The sequence below is a fragment of the Streptomyces sp. NPDC004266 genome (assembly GCF_042874095.1).
Classification (GTDB): domain Bacteria; phylum Actinomycetota; class Actinomycetes; order Streptomycetales; family Streptomycetaceae; genus Streptomyces.
Genome location: NZ_JBIAMM010000005.1, coordinates 360,451 through 378,647, shown reverse-complemented (window position 1 = coordinate 378,647; position 18,197 = coordinate 360,451). Strand labels below are relative to the sequence as shown.

15 protein-coding genes are annotated in these 18,197 nt (G+C 73.0%); 1 reads left to right on the top strand and 14 read right to left on the bottom strand.

What is annotated here, in order from left to right:
• Positions 1–34: 34 nt before the first annotated feature.
• Positions 35–1,447: an RsmB/NOP family class I SAM-dependent RNA methyltransferase gene (locus tag ACFYUZ_RS15475; protein ID WP_389309131.1), complete on the bottom strand. Its 1,413-nt coding sequence runs from the start codon at positions 1,445–1,447 to the stop codon at positions 35–37.
• A gap of 70 nt (positions 1,448–1,517) precedes the next feature.
• Complete coding sequence (fmt, locus tag ACFYUZ_RS15470) at positions 1,518–2,450, bottom strand: methionyl-tRNA formyltransferase (protein WP_389309129.1); 933 nt, start codon at positions 2,448–2,450, stop codon at positions 1,518–1,520.
• A gap of 230 nt (positions 2,451–2,680) precedes the next feature.
• On the opposite strand from fmt, the gene ACFYUZ_RS15465 reads away from it, so the two are divergent.
• Positions 2,681–3,199 (top strand): hypothetical protein, encoded by a 519-nt coding sequence (locus ACFYUZ_RS15465; RefSeq protein WP_389309127.1) that lies wholly within the window; start codon positions 2,681–2,683, stop codon positions 3,197–3,199.
• Positions 3,200–3,279: 80 nt separating this feature from the next.
• Here the strand turns inward: ACFYUZ_RS15465 and ACFYUZ_RS15460 are convergent, their stop codons facing one another.
• The 12 genes from ACFYUZ_RS15460 to ACFYUZ_RS15405 all read right to left on the bottom strand — a co-directional run bounded on the left by ACFYUZ_RS15460 (position 3,280) and on the right by ACFYUZ_RS15405 (position 18,196).
• Positions 3,280–5,409: a primosomal protein N' gene (locus ACFYUZ_RS15460; RefSeq protein WP_389309125.1), complete on the bottom strand. Its 2,130-nt coding sequence runs from the start codon at positions 5,407–5,409 to the stop codon at positions 3,280–3,282.
• A 92-nt stretch (positions 5,410–5,501) separates the two neighbouring features.
• Positions 5,502–6,710, bottom strand: coding sequence for a methionine adenosyltransferase (gene metK / locus ACFYUZ_RS15455; RefSeq protein WP_389309123.1), 1,209 nt, complete (start codon positions 6,708–6,710; stop codon positions 5,502–5,504).
• A gap of 289 nt (positions 6,711–6,999) precedes the next feature.
• Positions 7,000–8,211 (bottom strand): bifunctional phosphopantothenoylcysteine decarboxylase/phosphopantothenate--cysteine ligase CoaBC, encoded by a 1,212-nt coding sequence (gene coaBC, locus ACFYUZ_RS15450; protein WP_389309121.1) that lies wholly within the window; start codon positions 8,209–8,211, stop codon positions 7,000–7,002.
• A gap of 107 nt (positions 8,212–8,318) precedes the next feature.
• Positions 8,319–8,591, bottom strand: a complete 273-nt coding sequence (rpoZ, locus tag ACFYUZ_RS15445) for a DNA-directed RNA polymerase subunit omega (protein ID WP_005319902.1) — start codon at positions 8,589–8,591, stop codon at positions 8,319–8,321.
• A gap of 28 nt (positions 8,592–8,619) precedes the next feature.
• Positions 8,620–9,183: a guanylate kinase gene (gene gmk / locus ACFYUZ_RS15440; protein WP_389309119.1), complete on the bottom strand. Its 564-nt coding sequence runs from the start codon at positions 9,181–9,183 to the stop codon at positions 8,620–8,622.
• 73 nt (positions 9,184–9,256) lie between these two features.
• A complete protein-coding gene (locus ACFYUZ_RS15435) occupies positions 9,257–9,580 on the bottom strand; it encodes an integration host factor (protein WP_030693098.1) in 324 nt (107 codons plus the stop codon).
• A 297-nt stretch (positions 9,581–9,877) separates the two neighbouring features.
• Positions 9,878–10,714, bottom strand: a complete 837-nt coding sequence (gene pyrF / locus ACFYUZ_RS15430) for an orotidine-5'-phosphate decarboxylase (RefSeq protein ID WP_352021711.1) — start codon at positions 10,712–10,714, stop codon at positions 9,878–9,880.
• Positions 10,711–11,820, bottom strand: coding sequence for a quinone-dependent dihydroorotate dehydrogenase (locus tag ACFYUZ_RS15425; RefSeq protein ID WP_389309117.1), 1,110 nt, complete (start codon positions 11,818–11,820; stop codon positions 10,711–10,713). The genes pyrF and ACFYUZ_RS15425 overlap by 4 nt, the downstream gene beginning before the upstream one ends.
• Before the next feature lie 71 nt (positions 11,821–11,891).
• Complete coding sequence (carB, locus tag ACFYUZ_RS15420) at positions 11,892–15,200, bottom strand: carbamoyl-phosphate synthase large subunit (RefSeq protein WP_389309115.1); 3,309 nt, start codon at positions 15,198–15,200, stop codon at positions 11,892–11,894.
• The gene (gene carA / locus ACFYUZ_RS15415) at positions 15,193–16,335 is read right to left on the bottom strand and encodes a glutamine-hydrolyzing carbamoyl-phosphate synthase small subunit (protein WP_389309113.1); all 1,143 of its coding nucleotides are present in this window, start codon (positions 16,333–16,335) and stop codon (positions 15,193–15,195) included. The genes carB and carA overlap by 8 nt, the downstream gene beginning before the upstream one ends.
• On the bottom strand, positions 16,332–16,913 hold the full coding sequence (locus tag ACFYUZ_RS15410) for a hypothetical protein (RefSeq protein WP_389309112.1): 582 nt from the start codon (positions 16,911–16,913) through the stop codon (positions 16,332–16,334). The genes carA and ACFYUZ_RS15410 overlap by 4 nt, the downstream gene beginning before the upstream one ends.
• Positions 16,910–18,196, bottom strand: a complete 1,287-nt coding sequence (locus tag ACFYUZ_RS15405) for a dihydroorotase (RefSeq protein ID WP_389309110.1) — start codon at positions 18,194–18,196, stop codon at positions 16,910–16,912. Before ACFYUZ_RS15405 ends, ACFYUZ_RS15410 begins: the two co-directional genes overlap by 4 nt.
• Position 18,197 lies beyond the last annotated feature (1 nt).

Sequence of the window (18,197 nt, the reverse complement as noted above, 5' to 3'; positions counted from 1 at the left end):
CGGTCGGGCGGTCGAACGGCCGGACGACCGGGACTCAGGCGGTCCGGCGCAGCAGCGCCAGGTACATGGCGTCCGTACCGTGCAGATGCGGCCACAGCTGGACGTCCGGACCGTCGCCGAGGTCCGGGACGCCGGGCAGCAGCGGGCGGGCGTCGATCAGCTCGGCGCCGCCCACCTTCTTGAGGACGTCGTCGACGACCGCGCGGGTCTCGGCGAGGTGCGGCGAGCAGGTCGCGTACCCCACCACTCCCCCGACCCGCACCGCGCCGAGCGCCTCGGTGAGCAGGGCGCGCTGGAGCGGGGCGAAGCCGTCCAGGTCCTCGGGGCGGCGGCGCCAGCGGGCCTCGGGGCGGCGGCGCAGGGCGCCGAGCCCCGAGCACGGCACGTCCATGAGGACCCGGTCGAAGGAGCCGGGGCGCCACGGCGGGCGGGTGCCGTCGGCGGCGATCACCTGGTACGGGCCGGGGTTGCCGGCGAGGGCGCGCTCGACGAGGCGGGCGCGGTGCGGCTGCTTCTCGGAGGCGAGGAGCGCCGCGCCCCGCTCGGAGGCGAGCGCGGCGAGCAGCGCGGCCTTGCCGCCGGGGCCCGCGCAGCCGTCGAGCCAGCGGGTGTCGGAGCCCTCCAGGGGCGCGTCGGCGAGGGCGATCGCGACGAGCTGGCTGCCCTCGTCCTGGACGCCGGCCCGGCCCTCCTTGACCGCCTCGATGGCACCGGGCTCGCCGCCCTCGGCCATCCGCAGGGCGTACGGCGACCAGCGGCCGGGCTCGGTCTCGGCCGTGGCGGCCAGCTCCTCGGTGGTGATCCGGCCGGGCCGGGCGACGAGGGTGACCTCGGGCCGCTCGTTGTCGGCCTCCAGCAGGCTCTCGATCCCGGCGCGGCCGCCGCCCAGGGCGTCCCAGAGCGCGGAGACGACCCAGCGGGGGTGCGAGTGGACGACGGCGAGGTGGTCCTCGGCGTCCTCGTCGTACGGCGGGGCGACCTGCTCCACCCAGGCGTCGAGGTCCTGCTGCGAGATCTTCCGCAGCACGGCGTTCACGAACTTGGCGCGGCCGTCGCCGAGCACCACCCGGGCCAGCTCGACGGTGGCGGAGACGGCGGCGTGGGTCGGGATCCGGGTGCCCAGGAGCTGGTGGGCGCCGAGCGAGAGGACGTCGAGCACGGGCGGGTCGACCTCGCGCAGCGGCCGGTCGACGCAGGCCGAGATGATCGCGTCGTACGTGCCCTGGCGGCGCAGCGTCCCGTACACGAGCTCGGTCGCGAGCGCCGCGTCCCGCCCGTCGAAATCGCCCTTGTCACGGGCCTTCTTCAACAGCGGCGGCAGCACCAGGTTCGCGTAGGCGTCCCGCTCGTCCACCGCCCTCAGCGCCTCGAAGGCGAGCATCCGGACGGGGTCCTTCTGGGGCCGCCGGTAGGGCTTGTGGGGACGGCGACGTGCCTGCTCGCTCAAAGGTGCTCCGCGTGACGAAATGAGGGGTCGAACGCTCCCAGCCTACGTCGCCCGCGGAGCCGCCCGCGCCCTACGCCCCCAGCCGCTCGCCGGGGGCGATCCGGACGCCCCGGGCCCAGTCGGCGGCCCTCATGGGCTTCTTGCCCTGGGGCTGGACCCAGAGCAGTTCCACGGCGTACGAGCCGGTGCCCGCGTACACGTTGTTCTTGCCGACGGCGAGCGCGCCCGGGGCGAGGTCGGTGCGGTCCGGGAGGGGGGCGACCTGGATCAGCTTGAGGCGCTCGCCGCGGAAGACGGTCCAGGCGCCGGGGGCCGGGGTGCAGCCGCGGACCACGCGGTCCACCCGGAGCGCGGGGGCGGCGAAGTCGACGTGGGCGTCCTCGACCTGGATCTTCGGGGCGAGGGTGATGCCCTCGACCGGCTGCGGGACGGCCTGGAGGGTGCCGTCCTCGATGCCGTCCATGGTCGCGGCGAGCAGTCCGGCGCCCGCGAAGGCGAGCCGGGTGAGCAGGTCGCCGCTGGTGTCGGTGGGGCGGATGTCCTCGGTGACGACGCCGTAGACCGGGCCGGAGTCGAGGCCCTCCTCGATGAGGAAGGTGGAGGCGCCCGTCACCTGGTCGCCGGCCATCAGGGAGTGCTGGACGGGCGCCGCGCCCCGCCATGCGGGCAGCAGCGAGAAGTGCAGGTTGACCCAGCCTCGGGCGGGGATGTCGAGCGCGGCCTTGGGCAGCAGCGCGCCGTACGCGACGACCGGGCAGCAGTCCGGCGCGATCTCCCGCAGCCGGGCGAGGAACTCCTCGTCGCGCGGCCTGGCCGGCTTCAGGACCTCGATGCCCGCCTCCTCGGCCCGCTGGGCGACCGGGCTGGCGACGAGCCGCCGGCCGCGCCCCGCCGGGGCGTCGGGCCGGGTGACCACGGCGGCCACCTCGTGCCGCCCGGAGGCGAGCAGGGCGTCCAGGGCGGGAACGGCGACCTCGGGGGTGCCTGCGAAGACGAGCTTCATGGGTGGCGACTGCCTGTCTCTCCGGGGGCGTTGCGGGCAGCGCACCAGTCTAGGCGGCCGGGGCGCAGGGGGCGTACGGGAGGACGAGCGGCCCGCGCATATGCGTGTACGCCCCCGCAGCGTGACCCAACTCCCGGTGGCGCGTTGGTCAAGAGAGATTGACCGAATCGGGCCGCTGTTCCCCCCCTCCGCGGCCCGCCCCCTTAAACGCCGGTTCGAGAGGCTTTCACATGGCCGACCACGCAACCCACGACGCCCAAGCCCGGGCAAGTCTGCATCTGTTGGTGCGGGACATCGAGCGGGTCCGGCGGCAGGTGGACGCACTGCGCACGCTCACGGCCCAGCTGGGCAATGTCTACCGCCCTCGCCGCTCCGGCCCGTCCACGGGCTTCGTCGTCTACGGGCGCGCGCCCGCCCCGACCGTACGCCTCGCCCAGGAGCTGCGGGACAGCGTCGAGACCCTGGTGACCGCGGCCGTCGACTTCGACCGCTCGCTCGGCTTCTCCTGGGACGCGGTGGGTTCCGCGCTCGGGGTCACCAAGCAGGCCGTCCACCGGCGCTACGGCGCCCGGCGCGCGCCCCAGCCGGGCGCGGCCGTGGACCAGGACCACGCGGTGGAGCCGGGCGTGGCCCGCGCGCTCCCCTCGGTCCCCGCCGCCCGTTCGATGCCGCCGCAGCCCACCTCGGGCAGCTCCGCCTTCCGCGAGGACCCGCGCCCGTCGGCCTTCCCCGGCCCGCGCAACGCCTGACCGCCGAGCGCCGCACGGCCGCCCGCCCCACCGGGGACGGGCGGCCGTGGCGTTTCCGGGGCCCGCCGGCCGGGGCCCCGTCAGCCGATGTCCGGCGGGTCCACGCGGATCCGCACCGGGTCCCCGCCACCCCGCGCGAGGCGCCCGGCCCGGGCCTGCTTGAGCGAGGTCGCGAGGGCCGCGCCGCTGCCCGGCGGGACCCGGACCAGGGCCCGGTCCCACTGCTCGCCCGGCGGCGGATCGCCGGGCCTGCGGGGCCCGCCTGGGCGGACGACGGGCAGCGGCACGGGGCCGAGGACCTCGGCGTCGGCGGGGAGCCCGGCCGCCGCGAGGAAGCCCTCGACGGCTTCCGGCGCCCCGGTCACGGCGGCCATCCGGGAGACCGGCGGGAAGCCCAGCTCGGCCCGCTCGGCCAGCTCCCGCCGGGCGTGCCCGGCCGGGTCCCAGCGGACGAGCGCCTGGACGGGCCGGAGGGTCGGTTCGGCGACCACGACGACGGTGCCGCCCTCGGCCTGCCCCCGGACCAGCGCGGCCGCGTCGATCCAGCGGCGCAGCGCCTCCTCGCCCGCCCGCAGGTCGGGCCGGCCGAGCATGGCCCAGCCGTCGAGGAGCAGCGCGGCCGCGTAGCCGCCCTCGGCGACGGGCTCGGCTCCGGGGGTGGAGACGACGAGCGCGGGGCGTCCGGGCACGCTGTCCAGGACGTGGTCGCGCCCGGAGGTCCGTACGGGGACGGCGGGGAACGCCCGGCCGAGCTCCTCCGCGGTCCGCCGGGCTCCGACCACCTGGGCCCGCAGGCGGGTCGAGCCGCACTCCACGCAGTGCCAGTCGGGGGCGCCGCGGCCGCACCAGCCGCACCGCAGCTCCTGCTGCTCGGGGGCCTCCAGGGGCCCGGCGCAGTGCCGGCAGCGGGCGGGCGTGCGGCAGCGCTCGCAGGCCAGCCTCGGCACGTACCCCCGGCGGGGGACCTGGACCAGCACCGGCCCGGTCTTGAGGCCCTCCCGCACCACCTGCCAGGCCAGCGTGGGCAGTCGGGCGGCCCGCGCGGCCTCGTCGCGGGCGAGGTCGGTGTCGCCGACGGTCCGCACGAGCGGCGCGGCGGCCCGCACCTGGTCACGCCCGGCCACGAGGGGCTGGGCCCAGCCGGACTCGACGAGCTGCGCGGCCTCGACGGTGCAGCTGGTGGAGCCCAGCAGGAAGGCGCACCGATCGTGGGCGGCGCGCAGCAGCAGCACCTCGCGGGCGTGGGGCTGCGGGGCGTGCGGTTCGCTGTGGCTGCCGTCGCCGTCGTCCCAGATGACGGCGAGGCCGAGGTCCCGTACGGGCGCGAACATGGCCGCCCTGGTGCCGACGACGGCCCGCACGGCGCCGCGCCGGACGGCGAGCCACTGCGCGTACCGCTTCTCGGGGCCCGCGTCGGCGGTGAGCAGCGCGTGCCGCCCCTCCCCCAGGACCTCGGTCAGCGCCGCGTCGACCCGGCCCGCGGCCCGCCCGTCGGGGACGACCACGAGCGCGCCCCGCCCGGAGGCGAGGGTGGCGGCGACGGCGCGGGCGATCTCCTGGGCCCAGTACGGCCCCGGCAGCGCGTTCCACACGGCGCGGGGCGCCCCGCCGCGCGCGAGGGAGTCCAGGAACGCCGGGCCCCGCTCGTACCGCGTCCAGCTCCCCGGCTCCGGCGCCCTCGGCGGCGGCAGCGGGGCGGGCGAGGGCCGCCCCTCCGCCTTGGCGCTGCGCGGCGGCACGGCGAGCTGGAGCACGTCGGCGAGGCTGCCCGCGTACCGGTCGGCGACGGCCCGGGCGAGGCCGAGCAGCTCGGGCCCGAGCACCGGCTCGGGCGAGACGACGTCGGCGAGCGCGGCCAGCGGCCCGGAGTACTCCGAGGTGGCCCGCCGCTCGACGAGGAACCCGTCGATGAGCCGCCCGCCCTCGCGCCGCCCGTTCTTGACCTGGTGGGCCCCCGCCCCGAACCGCACCCGCACCCGCACCCCGGGGCGGGCGGCCTCGTCCAGCTCCTCGGGGACCGCGTAGTCGAAGAACTGGTCGAGGTGGAGCGCCCCCTTGTTCACGACGACCCGCGCGACCGGCAGCTCCTTGGCCAGCGCGGCCCCCCGCCACGTCCGCGGCTTGGCCCGCGGCACCTTCGCCTTCCGGACGGTCTCCCGGATGAGCGCGAGCTGCTCGGGCTCGTCGGACTTCTCGTTCTCGCTGCTCACAGCCCCATACCTACCAGACGCCGCCGACAGCCGGACACGGCCGAAGCCCGGCACCCCCACGGGGTGCCGGGCTTCGTCGTCCGAGTCCTGGATTACAGGCCGGCGGCCTGCCTCAGGGCCTCCACGCGGTCCGTGCGCTCCCAGGTGAAGTCCGGCAGCTCGCGGCCGAAGTGGCCGTAGGCGGCGGTCTGGGAGTAGATCGGGCGGAGCAGGTCGAGGTCGCGGATGATCGCGGCCGGGCGGAGGTCGAAGACCTCGCCGATGGCGTTCTCGATCTTCTCGGTCTCGACGGTGTGGGTGCCGAAGGTCTCGACGAAGAGGCCGACGGGCTCGGCCTTGCCGATCGCGTAGGCGACCTGGACCTCGCAGCGCGAGGCGAGGCCCGCGGCGACGACGTTCTTGGCGACCCAGCGCATGGCGTAGGCGGCCGAGCGGTCGACCTTGGACGGGTCCTTGCCGGAGAAGGCGCCGCCGCCGTGGCGGGCCATGCCGCCGTAGGTGTCGATGATGATCTTGCGGCCGGTGAGGCCGGCGTCGCCCATCGGGCCGCCGATCTCGAAGCGGCCGGTCGGGTTCACGAGCAGGCGGTAGCCGTCGGTGTCGAGCTTGATGCCGTCCTCGACGAGCTGCTTGAGGACGTGCTCCACGACGAACTCGCGGATGTCGGGCGCGAGCAGCGACTCGAGGTCGATGTCCGAGGCGTGCTGCGAGGAGACGACGACCGTGTCGAGGCGGACGGCCTTGTCGCCGTCGTACTCGATGGTGACCTGGGTCTTGCCGTCGGGACGCAGGTACGGGATGGTGCCGTTCTTGCGGACCTCGGTGAGGCGGCGGGAGAGCCGGTGCGCGATGTGGATCGGCAGCGGCATCAGCTCGGGGGTCTCGTCCGACGCGTAGCCGAACATCAGGCCCTGGTCGCCGGCGCCCTGCTTGTCGAGCTCGTCCTCGTCGCCCTCGACCCGCTTCTCGTACGCGGTGTCCACGCCCTGGGCGATGTCCGGGGACTGGGATCCGATGGACACCGACACGCCGCAGGAGGCGCCGTCGAAGCCCTTCTTCGAGGAGTCGTAACCGATCTCGAGGATCTTGTTCCGGACGAGGGTCGGGATGTCCGCCCACGCCTTGGTGGTCACCTCACCGGCGACGTGCACCAGACCGGTGGTGATCAGCGTCTCGACGGCGACGCGCGAGGTGGGGTCCTCGCGCAGCAGTGCGTCGAGAATGGTGTCGCTGATCTGGTCAGCGATCTTGTCGGGGTGGCCCTCGGTGACGGACTCCGAGGTGAACAGACGACGGGACACAACGCTCCCTGGGGTTGCAGCGGCTGCTGGCTACTCGTGACGCGGACCGGCAGGGGGCTGCGCCCCGCGACGTTCCACGAACAGTCTATCGGTCGTGGTCGTGCAATGGACCAGGTGTCTCGCCTGGCGAATGCCGGTGGACGGGCGGAACCGGCCTCCGGCAAGGCAGACCTGCCCACGCGGGTGGGGCGCAAATCACTCGTCAGGCGGTGTTTCGCGCCTCCGTGAGGACCGGTTCGCGCCCCCGGAGGCGGCGGGGCGCGGCGCCCCCGGAGACGACGGGGATGCGTCAGGTCGCGGGGCGCAGCCGCGGCAGGACCAGGTCCCAGACCGTCTCGGCGAGCGCTTCCTTCGGCCCGTACGGCACGGGGGTCTCGGCGCCGTCCGACGCGAGGACGACGGCCTCGTTCTCCTCGGAGCCGAAGGTCTTCCGCTCCCCCACCTCGTTGACGACGAGGAGGTCGCAGCCCTTCCGGGCGAGCTTGGCGCGCCCGTTGGCGAGGACGTCGTCGGTCTCGGCGGCGAAACCGACGACCACCTGCCCGGGCAGGGCGCGGTCGGCGGACAGCTCGGCGAGGACGTCGGGGTTGCGGACGAGTTCGATCGTGGGCGCGCCCCCGTCGTCCGTCTTCTTGATCTTCCCCGGCGCGTAGACGGCCGGGCGGAAGTCGGCGACGGCGGCGGCCATCACGACCGCGTCGGCGTCGGCGGCGGCCTTGAGGACGGCCTCGCGGAGCTGGACGGCGGTGCCGACGTGGACCACGTCGACTCCGGCGGGGTCGGCGATGCCGGTGTTCGCCTCGACGAGGGTGACCCGGGCGCCGCGGGCGGCGGCGGCCTTCGCGAGGGCGTAGCCCTGCTTCCCCGAGGAGCGGTTGCCGAGGTAGCGGACGGGGTCGAGGGGCTCGCGGGTGCCGCCGGCGCTGACGACCACGTGACGGCCCGCGAGGTCGGGGACGGTCACGCCCCGCGCGAGGATCCGCCTGCAGACCTCGAAGATCTCCCCCGGGTCCGGGAGCCGGCCCTTGCCGGTGTCGACACCGGTGAGGCGGCCGACGGCCGGCTCGATGACCACGGCGCCGCGGCGGCGCAGGGTGGCCACGTTCTCCTGGGTCGCCGGGTGCTCCCACATCTCGGTGTGCATGGCGGGGGCGAAGACGACCGGACAGCGCGCGGTGAGCAGCGTGTTGGTGAGCAGGTCGTCCGCGAGGCCGTGGGCGGCCTTGGCGAGCATGTCGGCGGTGGCGGGGGCGACGACGACGAGGTCGGCGGCCTGGCCGATCCGCACGTGCGGGACCTCGTGGACGGACTCCCACACCTCGGTGGAGACCGGGTTGCCGGAGAGCGCGGACCAGGTGGCGGCGCCGACGAAGTGGAGGGCGGAGTCGGTGGGCACGACGCGCACGTCGTGGCCGGACTCGGTCAGCCGGCGCAGCAGCTCGCACGCCTTGTAGGCGGCGATGCCGCCGCTCACGCCCAGGACGACCTTCGGCTTGGCCACCACGCTCACTGTTGCTCCCCGCACTCGGATGCGTACGACTCCATGAGACACCACAGGCCCGGCGGATGTTCCGCCGGGCCTGTGGTGACAAGCGTTACAAGCTGTGCTTACTGCGCGGGGCCCTCGATGGCCTCGGACGTCAGCAGACCCGCGTTGATCTCGCGCAGGGCGATCGAGAGCGGCTTCTCGTGGACGTGGGTGTCGACGAGCGGACCCACGTACTCCAGCAGGCCCTCGCCGAGCTGGGAGTAGTACGCGTTGATCTGACGCGCGCGCTTGGCCGCGTAGATCACGAGGCTGTACTTCGAGTCCGTGGCCTCGAGCAGCTCGTCGATCGGCGGGTTGATGATGCCCTCGGGCGCGGTGATGGAAGAGGACACGCTCTACCTTCCGAAGATGGAAAAAAGATCAGACAACGTGCATCAACGTTAGCAGCTCGCGTGCGACGTCCTCGACGGAGGTGTTGACGAGCGTGGTGTCGAACTCCGACTCGGCGGCCAGCTCGACCTTCGCGGCCTGCAGCCGGCGCTCGATGACCTCGGGCGACTCGGTGCCGCGGCCGGTGAGCCGGCGGACCAGCTCCTCCCAGCTCGGCGGGGCCAGGAAGACCAGCTGGGACTCCGCCATGGAGTCCTTCACCTGGCGGGCGCCCTGGAGGTCGATCTCCAGGAGCACGGGCTCGCCGGCGTCGAGACGCTCGAGGACGGCGCCGCGGGGGGTGCCGTAGCGGTTGCCCGCGAACTCGGCCCACTCGAGGAGCTCACCGTTGGCGATCAGCTTGTCGAACTCGTCGTCCGCGACGAAGAAGTAGTGGACGCCGTGCTTCTCGCCGGGGCGGGGCTTCCGAGTCGTCGCCGACACCGAGAGCCAGACCTCGGGGTGGACCTTGCGCATATGAGCGACGACCGTGCTCTTGCCCACCCCTGAGGGGCCGGAGAGCACGGTCAGCCGCGGACGTACCTCTGCTGCCATGCAGCGATTATTCCAGCTTTACCGGCATGCCCGGGACGCCCGTCCCGGATCGGAGGCCGGACCGGCCGCCGGATCAGGCGCCGGTGCTGCCGAACTCGCGCTCCAGGGAGGCGATCTGGTTGGAGCCGAGACCACGGACGCGACGGCTCTCGGAGATGCCGAGGCGCTCCATGATCTGCTTGGCGCGGACCTTGCCGACGCCGGGCAGCGACTCGAGCAGCGCGGAGACCTTCATCTTGCCGATGACGTCGTTCTCCTGGCCGCTCTTGATGACCTCGTGGAGGGAGGCGCCGGAGTGCTTGAGTCGATTCTTGACCTCGGCCCGCTCCCGGCGAGCCGCGGCGGCCTTTTCGAGCGCGGCTGCGCGCTGTTCAGGGGTAAGGGGCGGAAGAGCCACGCCTACGTCACCTCGGATGTCGATCTGTCGGATACGGACCGGTGAGGAACCTGGACGCCCCACACCAGTGGAGCAACGGTCAACGGAGTGGTCGTTGAACGCCTGCTCTGCCCCGGAGACTAGCGGCCGAGACCGCTCCAGTCAGCGAGAACAGCGGAAAAGTCCTGGTCAGCATCGACCGACCAGGACTTTTCCGGCATATCGACCCGGTTTTGAGCCAAGTTTTCGTCAAGGAGTGAGACGGCTCACCGCCGGGCACCCCGTCCGCTCCGACCTGCGGATTGTCCGGGAGACGCGTCAGCCGGCGACGGCCGCGCGGATCTCGTCCGCGTAGCGGTGCGCCGAGTCCCGCAGGGCGGCCACGTCCGGGCCGTTGCGCAGGACGCCGCGGCTGACGTTCGGGACGACGTTGCCGACCGCCGGGCCGAAGACGGCCGGGAGGTCGGCGGGGGTCGCGCCCTGGGCGCCGATGCCGGGGGCGAGGAGCGGCCCGTTGATGTCCAGGTCGAAGGAGGACAGGTCGCCGAGGGTGGCGCCGACGACCGCGCCGAAGGAGCCCATGGGGGTCTCCCCCGCGTTCTCCTCGGCGAGGTGGGCGAGCATGGTCGCGCCGATGGTGCGGCCGTCCTCGCGGACCGCCCGCTGGACCTCGGCGCCCTCCGGGTTGGAGGTGAGGGCCAGCACGAAGAGGCCGGCGCCGGACTCCCGGGCCAGGTCGACGGCGGGCTTCAGGGCGCCGTAACCGAGGTACGGGGAGACCGTCAGCGCGTCGGAGAAGAGCGGGGAGTCCTTGCGCAGGAAGGTCTCCGCGTACGCGGCCATGGTGGAGCCGATGTCGCCGCGCTTGGCGTCCATGACGACCAGGCCGCCCGCCGCGCGCAGATCGGCGGTGGCGCGCTCCAGGACGGCGATGCCGCGCGAGCCGAAGCGCTCGAAGAAGGCGGACTGCGGCTTGAAGACGGCCACGGTCTCGGCGAGGGCCTCGACGACGGTGAAGGTGAAGCGCTCCAGGCCGGCGATGTCGTCGGCCAGGCCCCAGGAGTCGAGCAGGGCGGCGTGCGGGTCGATGCCGACGCAGAGGGGGCCGCGCTCGTCCATGGCGGAGCGCAGGCGGGTGCCGAAGGAGAGAGTCACTTCGCGGCCTTTCGGTTGTCGGCGCCGACGGCCTCGGCGAGGGTGGCGTACGGGGAGGCCGCGAGGCGCGCCGCGAGGCCCTTGTGGATCGCGCGGGCGTAGAACGGGCCCTCGTAGATGAAGGCGCTGTAGCCCTGGACGAGGGTGGCGCCGGCGAGGATGCGCTGCCAGGCGTCCTCGGCGTTCTCGATGCCGCCGACGCCCACCAGGACCAGGCGGTCGCCCACGCGCGCGTGGAGGCGGCGCAGGACGGCCAGGGAGCGCTCCTTGACGGGCGCGCCGGACAGGCCGCCGGTCTCCTTGACCAGCGCGGGGTCGGACTTCAGGCCGAGGCCCTCGCGCGCGATGGTGGTGTTGGTGGCGATGATGCCGTCGAGGCCGAGCTCCAGGGCGAGGTCCGCGACGGCGTCGACGTCCTCGTCGGCCAGGTCGGGGGCGATCTTGACCAGCAGGGGGACCCGGCGGCCGGTGACCGTGCGGTCGGCGGCCTCGCGGACGGCGGTGAGCAGCGGGCGCAGGGACTCGGTGGCCTGAAGGTTGCGCAGCCCGGGGGTGTTCGGCGAGGAGACGTTGACGACGAGGTAGTCGGCGTGGGCGGCGAGGCGCTCGGTGGACTTCACGTAGTCGGCGGCGGCCTCGGCCTCGGGGACGACCTTGGTCTTGCCGATGTTGACGCCGACGACCGTCCTGAAGACGGGGTTGCGGGCGGCGAGGCGGGCGGCGACGGCGGCGGAGCCCTCGTTGTTGAAGCCCATGCGGTTGATCAGGGCGCGGTCCGGGACGAGCCGGAAGAGTCGCTTCCTGGGGTTGCCGGGCTGGGCCTCGCCGGTGACGGTGCCGATCTCCACGTGGTCGAAGCCGAGCATCGACATGCCGTCGATGGCGACGGCGTTCTTGTCGAAGCCGGCGGCGAGTCCGAAGGGGCCGTGCATGCGCAGGCCCAGGGCCTCGACGCGCAGCGACGTGTGGCGGGGGTCGAGGACGGCTGCGACGAGGGTGCGCAGGACCGGGATCCGGGCGGCGAGGCGGATCCAGCGGAAGGCCATGTGGTGGGCCTGCTCGGCGTCCATGCGCTTGAAGACCAGGTTGAAGAAGAACTTGTACATGCTGGTGGCTCCAGGTCATGAAGAGGGGGACACCGCAGGTCCTGCCGGTGTCCCCCTCCTGGTACGGGCTGCTAGTCGCGGGCCGCGGTCAGGTGCTCCGCGTGCTCCTGGAGCGAGCGGACGCCCACGTCGCCGCGGTTGAGCGCGTCGATGCCCTGGACGGCCGCGGCGAGCGCCTGGACCGTGGTGAGGCAGGGGACGCTGCGCGCCACCGCGGCCGTACGGATCTCGTAGCCGTCGAGGCGGCCGCCGGTGCCGTACGGGGTGTTGACGATCAGGTCGACCTGGCCGTCGTGGATGAGCTGGACGATGGTCTTCTCGCCGTTCGGGCCCTCGCCCTCGCTGAGCTTGCGGACGACCGTGGCGTTGATGCCGTTCCGCTTGAGGACCTCGGCGGTGCCGGAGGTGGCGAGCAGCTCGAAGCCGTGGGCGACGAGCTCGCGGGCCGGGAAGATCATCGAGCGCTTGTCGCGGTTGGCGACCGAGATGAACGCGCGGCCCTTGGTGGGCAGCGGGCCGTAGGCGCCGGCCTGCGACTTGGCGTAGGCCGTGCCGAAGACCGCGTCGATGCCCATGACCTCGCCGGTGGAGCGCATCTCCGGGCCGAGGACGGTGTCGACGCCGCGGCCGTGCACGTCGCGGAAGCGCGACCACGGCATCACGGCCTCCTTGACGGAGATCGGCGCGTCGAGCGGCAGGGTGCCGCCGTCGCCGTTCTTCGGCAGCAGGCCCTCGGCGCGCAGCTCGGCGATGGTGGCGCCGAGCGAGATGCGGGCGGCGGCCTTCGCCAGCGGCACGGCGGTCGCCTTCGAGGTGAAGGGGACGGTCCGGGAGGCGCGCGGGTTGGCCTCCAGGACGTAGAGGATGTCGCCGGCCATGGCGAACTGGATGTTGATCAGGCCGCGGACGCCGACGCCCTTGGCGATGGCCTCGGTGGAGGCCCGCAGGCGCTTGATGTCGAAGCCGCCGAGGGTGATCGGGGGCAGGGCGCAGGCCGAGTCGCCGGAGTGGATGCCGGCCTCCTCGATGTGCTCCATGACGCCGCCGAGGTAGAGCTCCTCGCCGTCGTAGAGCGCGTCGACGTCGATCTCGATGGCGTCGTCGAGGAAGCGGTCGACCAGGACCGGCCGGGTGGGGCTGATCTCGGTGGACTCGGCGATGTACGACTCCAGGCGGGCCTCGTCGTAGACGATCTCCATGCCGCGGCCGCCGAGCACGTACGAGGGGCGCACGAGGACGGGGTAGCCGATCTCGTCGGCGATGGCCTTGGCGCCGGCGAAGGTGGTCGCGGTGCCGTGCTTCGGCGCGGGGAGCCCGGCCTCGGCGAGGACGCGGCCGAAGGCGCCGCGGTCCTCGGCGGCGTGGATGGCCTCCGGGGAGGTGCCGACGACCGGCACGCCGTTGTCCTTGAGCGCCTGCGACAGGCCCAGCGGGGTCTGGCCGCCGAGCTGGACGACGACACCGGCGACGGGGCCGGCGAGGGTCTCGGCGTGGACGATCTCCAGCACGTCTTCCAGCGTCAGCGGCTCGAAGTACAGGCGGTCGGAGGTGTCGTAGTCCGTCGAGACGGTCTCCGGATTGCAGTTGACCATCACGGTCTCGTAGCCCGCGTCGCTCAGGGCGAAGGAGGCGTGGACGCAGGAGTAGTCGAACTCGATGCCCTGGCCGATGCGGTTCGGGCCGGAGCCCAGGATGATCACCGCGGGCTTCTCGCGCGGGGCGACCTCGGACTCCTCGTCGTAGGACGAGTAGAAGTACGGGGTCTTGGCGGCGAACTCGGCGGCGCAGGTGTCGACCGTCTTGTAGACCGGGCGGACGCCGAGGGCGTGCCGGACCTCGCGGACGACGTCCTCGCGCAGGCCGCGGATCTCGGCGATCTGGACGTCGGAGAAGCCGTGGCGCTTGGCCTCGGCGAGGAGCTCGGGCTCCAGCTTCTCGGCGGCGGCCAGCTCGTCGGCGATCTCCTTGATCAGGAAGAGCTGGTCGACGAACCACGGGTCGATCTTCGTGGCGTCGAAGACCTCCTGCGGGGTGGCGCCGGCGCGGATGGCCTGCATGACCGTGTTGATGCGGCCGTCGGTCGGGCGGACCGACTCGCGGAGCAGCTCGGCCTTGTCGCCGGGCTCGCCGGTGAAGGTGAACTGCGAGCCCTTCTTCTCCAGGGAGCGCAGGGCCTTCTGGAGGGCCTCCGTGAAGTTGCGGCCGATGGCCATGGCCTCGCCGACCGACTTCATGGTGGTGGTGAGGGTGGAGTCGGCCTGCGGGAACTTCTCGAAGGCGAAGCGCGGGGCCTTGACGACGACGTAGTCGAGCGTGGGCTCGAAGGACGCCGGGGTCTTCTCCGTGATGTCGTTCGGGATCTCGTCCAGCGTGTAGCCGACGGCGAGACGGGCCGCGATCTTGGCGATCGGGAAGCCGGTCGCCTTGGAGGCGAGCGCCGAGGAGCGGGAGACGCGCGGGTTCATCTCGATGACGATGATCCGGCCGTCGTCCGGGTTGACCGCGAACTGGATGTTGCAGCCGCCGGTGTCGACGCCGACCTCGCGGATGATCGCGATGCCGATGTCGCGCAGGCGCTGGTACTCGCGGTCGGTGAGCGTCATCGCCGGGGCGACGGTGATCGAGTCGCCGGTGTGGACGCCCATCGGGTCGAAGTTCTCGATGGAGCAGACGACCACGACGTTGTCGTTCTTGTCGCGCATGAGCTCCAGCTCGTACTCCTTCCAGCCGAGGATGGACTCCTCCAGGAGCACCTCGGTGGTCGGGGAGAGCGTCAGGCCCTGGCCGGCGATGCGGCGCAGCTCCTCCTCGTCGTGGGCGAAGCCGGAGCCGGCGCCGCCCATGGTGAAGGAGGGGCGGACGACGACGGGGTAGCCGCCGAGCGTCTCGACGCCCTTGAGGACGTCGTCCATGGAGTGGCAGATGACGGAGCGGGCGGACTCGCCGTATCCGATCTTGGCCTTGACGGCCTCGACGACGCCCTTGAAGAGGTCGCGGTCCTCGCCCTTGTGGATGGCCTCGACGTTGGCGCCGATGAGCTCGACGCCGTACTTCTCGAGGACGCCCTGCTCGTGCATGGAGATCGCGGTGTTGAGCGCGGTCTGGCCGCCGAGGGTGGGCAGGAGGGCGTCGGGGCGCTCCTTGGCGATGATCTTCTCGACGAACTCGGGGGTGATCGGCTCGACGTAGGTGGCGTCGGCGATCTCCGGGTCGGTCATGATCGTGGCCGGGTTGGAGTTGACCAGGATCACCCGCAGGCCCTCGGCCTTGAGGATGCGGCAGGCCTGGGTGCCGGAGTAGTCGAACTCTGCGGCCTGGCCGATGACGATCGGGCCGGAGCCGATGACCAGGACGGACTGGATATCGGTGCGCTTAGGCACGCTCGGCCTCCATCAGGGATACGAAGCGGTCGAAGAGGTACGCGGCGTCGTGCGGGCCCGCGGCCGCCTCGGGGTGGTACTGGACGGAGAAGGCCGGCTGGTCGAGCAGCTGGAGGCCTTCCACGACGTCGTCGTTCAGGCAGACGTGGGAGACCTCGACCCGCCCGAAGGGGGTCTCGGACACCTTGTCGAGGGGCGCGTCGACGGCGAAGCCGTGGTTGTGCGCGGTGACCTCGACCTTGCCGGTGGTGCGGTCCTGCACCGGCTGGTTGATGCCGCGGTGGCCGTACTTCAGCTTGTAGGTGCCGAAGCCGAGGGCGCGGCCGAGGATCTGGTTGCCGAAGCAGATGCCGAAGAGGGGCGTCTTGCGCTCCAGGACGGCCTGCATGACGGAGACGGGTCCGTCGGCGGTGGCCGGGTCGCCGGGGCCGTTGGAGAAGAACACGCCGTCGGGGTCGACGGCGTAGACGTCCTCGGCGGTGGCGGTGGCGGGCAGGACGTGGACCTCGATGCCGCGCTCGGCCATCCGGTGCGGGGTCATGCCCTTGATGCCGAGGTCGACGGCGGCGACGGTGAACTTCTTCTCGCCGATCGCGGGGACGACGTACGTCTCCTGGGTGGCGACCTCGGCGGAGAGGTTCGCGCCCTTCATCTCGGGCTGCTGGCGGACCTCGGCGAGCATGGTGCCCTCGTCGGGGAGCGCGTTGCCGGAGAAGATGCCGACGCGCATGGCGCCGCTCTCGCGCAGGTGGCGGGTGAGGGCGCGGGTGTCGATGCCCTGGATGCCGACGACGCCCTGGTCGCGCAGCTCCTCGTCCAGCGAGCGCCGGGAGCGCCAGTTGGACGAGACGCGGGCGGGGTCGCGGACGACGTAGCCGGAGACCCAGATGCGGCCGGACTCGGGGTCCTCGTCGTTGACGCCGGTGTTGCCGACGTGGGGGGCGGTCATGACCACGACCTGCCGGTGGTACGACGGGTCGGTGAGGGTCTCCTGGTAGCCGGTCATGCCGGTGGAGAACACGGCCTCGCCGAAGGTCTCCCCCACGGCCCCGTAGGCGCGGCCGCGGAAGATGCGGCCGTCCTCCAGGACGAGTACGGCGGGAACCTTGGTGGTTCCCCTGGTGGAGGTCGTCATCGTGCGATGCCTTCCGTCGTGGTGGATACGGCGTTCATGGAGTTGAGGGCCTCGACCCAGGCGGTGTGCTCGGCCGCCCGGTCGGAGCGGAAGCCGGAGTCGAGCAGCTTGCCTCCGTGCTCCCAGGTGACGATCAGGAGCCCGCCCTCGGCGAGGACCTTGCCGGCGATGCCCTTGTCGAGGCGGGCGCCGCGCAGGGCGGTGGCCGGTACGAAGAAGTCGTTCGCCCCGGGGCGGACGACCTCGATCCCGGCGTCGGTGAGCGTGAGCTCGGCGCGGCTGCGGGTGCCGAGGCCGTGGGCGACGATCCGGTCGAGCCACTGCCCGGCGGTCGTGGACCCGTGGTAGCGCCCGCTGAGAGTCAGTGTCGCCTCACCGGGCGCCGGGGGCGCGGTGGGAAGCCCGGGCAGGTCCGACTGGAGGCTGCCTCGCCACTTCCATCCCTGGCGCATGAGCCAGTACACGAAGGCGACGAAGAGGAGCAGTCCGGCGACCCAGCCGAGCCGCCCGGCCCAGTCGGTCACCTCCGCCGACTTCTGCTCGGCAGCCTCTGCGGCGATTGCGATGAGTGGTGTCACGCCAGCTTCCCGTCCACGACCGTTGCCCGGCCCCGCAGGAAGGTGTGGGTGACGCGTCCCGGCAGCTCACGGCCCTCGTAGGGGGTGTTGCGGCTGCGGGAGGCGAAGTCCGCGGGGTCCACGACACCACGGTAAGCCGGATCGACCAGCGTCAGGTTCGCGGGCTCACCTGCCGAGACGGGGCGTCCGTGGCCCTGGGCCCGTCCGATGCGGGCGGGCGCGAAGGACATCCGGTCGGCGACGCCGGCCCAGTCGAGGAGGCCGGTCTCGACCATCGTCTGCTGGACGACGGAGAGGGCGGTCTCCAGGCCGACCATGCCCATGGCGGCCGCGGCCCACTCGCAGTCCTTGTCCTCGTGCGGGTGCGGGGCGTGGTCGGTGGCGACGATGTCGATCGTGCCGTCGGCCAGCGCCTCGCGGAGGGCGAGGACGTCCTTCTCGGTGCGCAGCGGCGGGTTGACCTTGTAGACCGGGTTGTACGAGCGGACCAGCTCGTCCGTGAGGAGGAGGTGGTGGGGGGTGACCTCGGCGGTGACGTCGATGCCGCGGGACTTGGCCCAGCGGACGATCTCGACGGAGCCGGCGGTGGAGAGGTGGCAGATGTGGACGCGGGAGCCGACGTGCTCGGCGAGGAGGACGTCGCGGGCGATGATCGACTCCTCGGCGACGGCGGGCCAGCCGCCGAGGCCGAGCTCTGCGGAGACGACGCCCTCGTTCATCTGGGCGCCCTCGGTGAGGCGGGGCTCCTGGGCGTGCTGGGCGACGACGCCGCCGAAGGCCTTCACGTACTCCAGGGCGCGGCGCATGATCACGGCGTCGTCGACGCACTTGCCGTCGTCGGAGAAGACGGTGACGCCGGCGGCGGAGTCGTGCATGGCGCCGAGCTCGGCGAGCTTCTTGCCCTCCAGGCCGACGGTGACGGCGCCGATGGGCTGGACGTCGCAGTAGCCGGACTCCTTGCCGAGGCGGTAGACCTGCTCGACGACGCCGGCGGTGTCGGCGACCGGGTGGGTGTTGGCCATGGCGAAGACGGCGGTGTAGCCGCCGGAGGCGGCGGCGCGGGTGCCGGTGAGGACGGTCTCGGAGTCCTCGCGGCCGGGCTCGCGCAGGTGGGTGTGGAGGTCGACCAGGCCGGGCAGCAGGATCTGGCCGTCGGCCTCGATCACGATCGCGCCCTCGGCGGAGAGCCCGGTGCCGACCTCGGCGATGACCTCGCCGTCGACGAGGACGTCCTGGACGTCGCCGCCGAGGACCTTCGCACCGCGGATAAGGGTCTTGCTCATG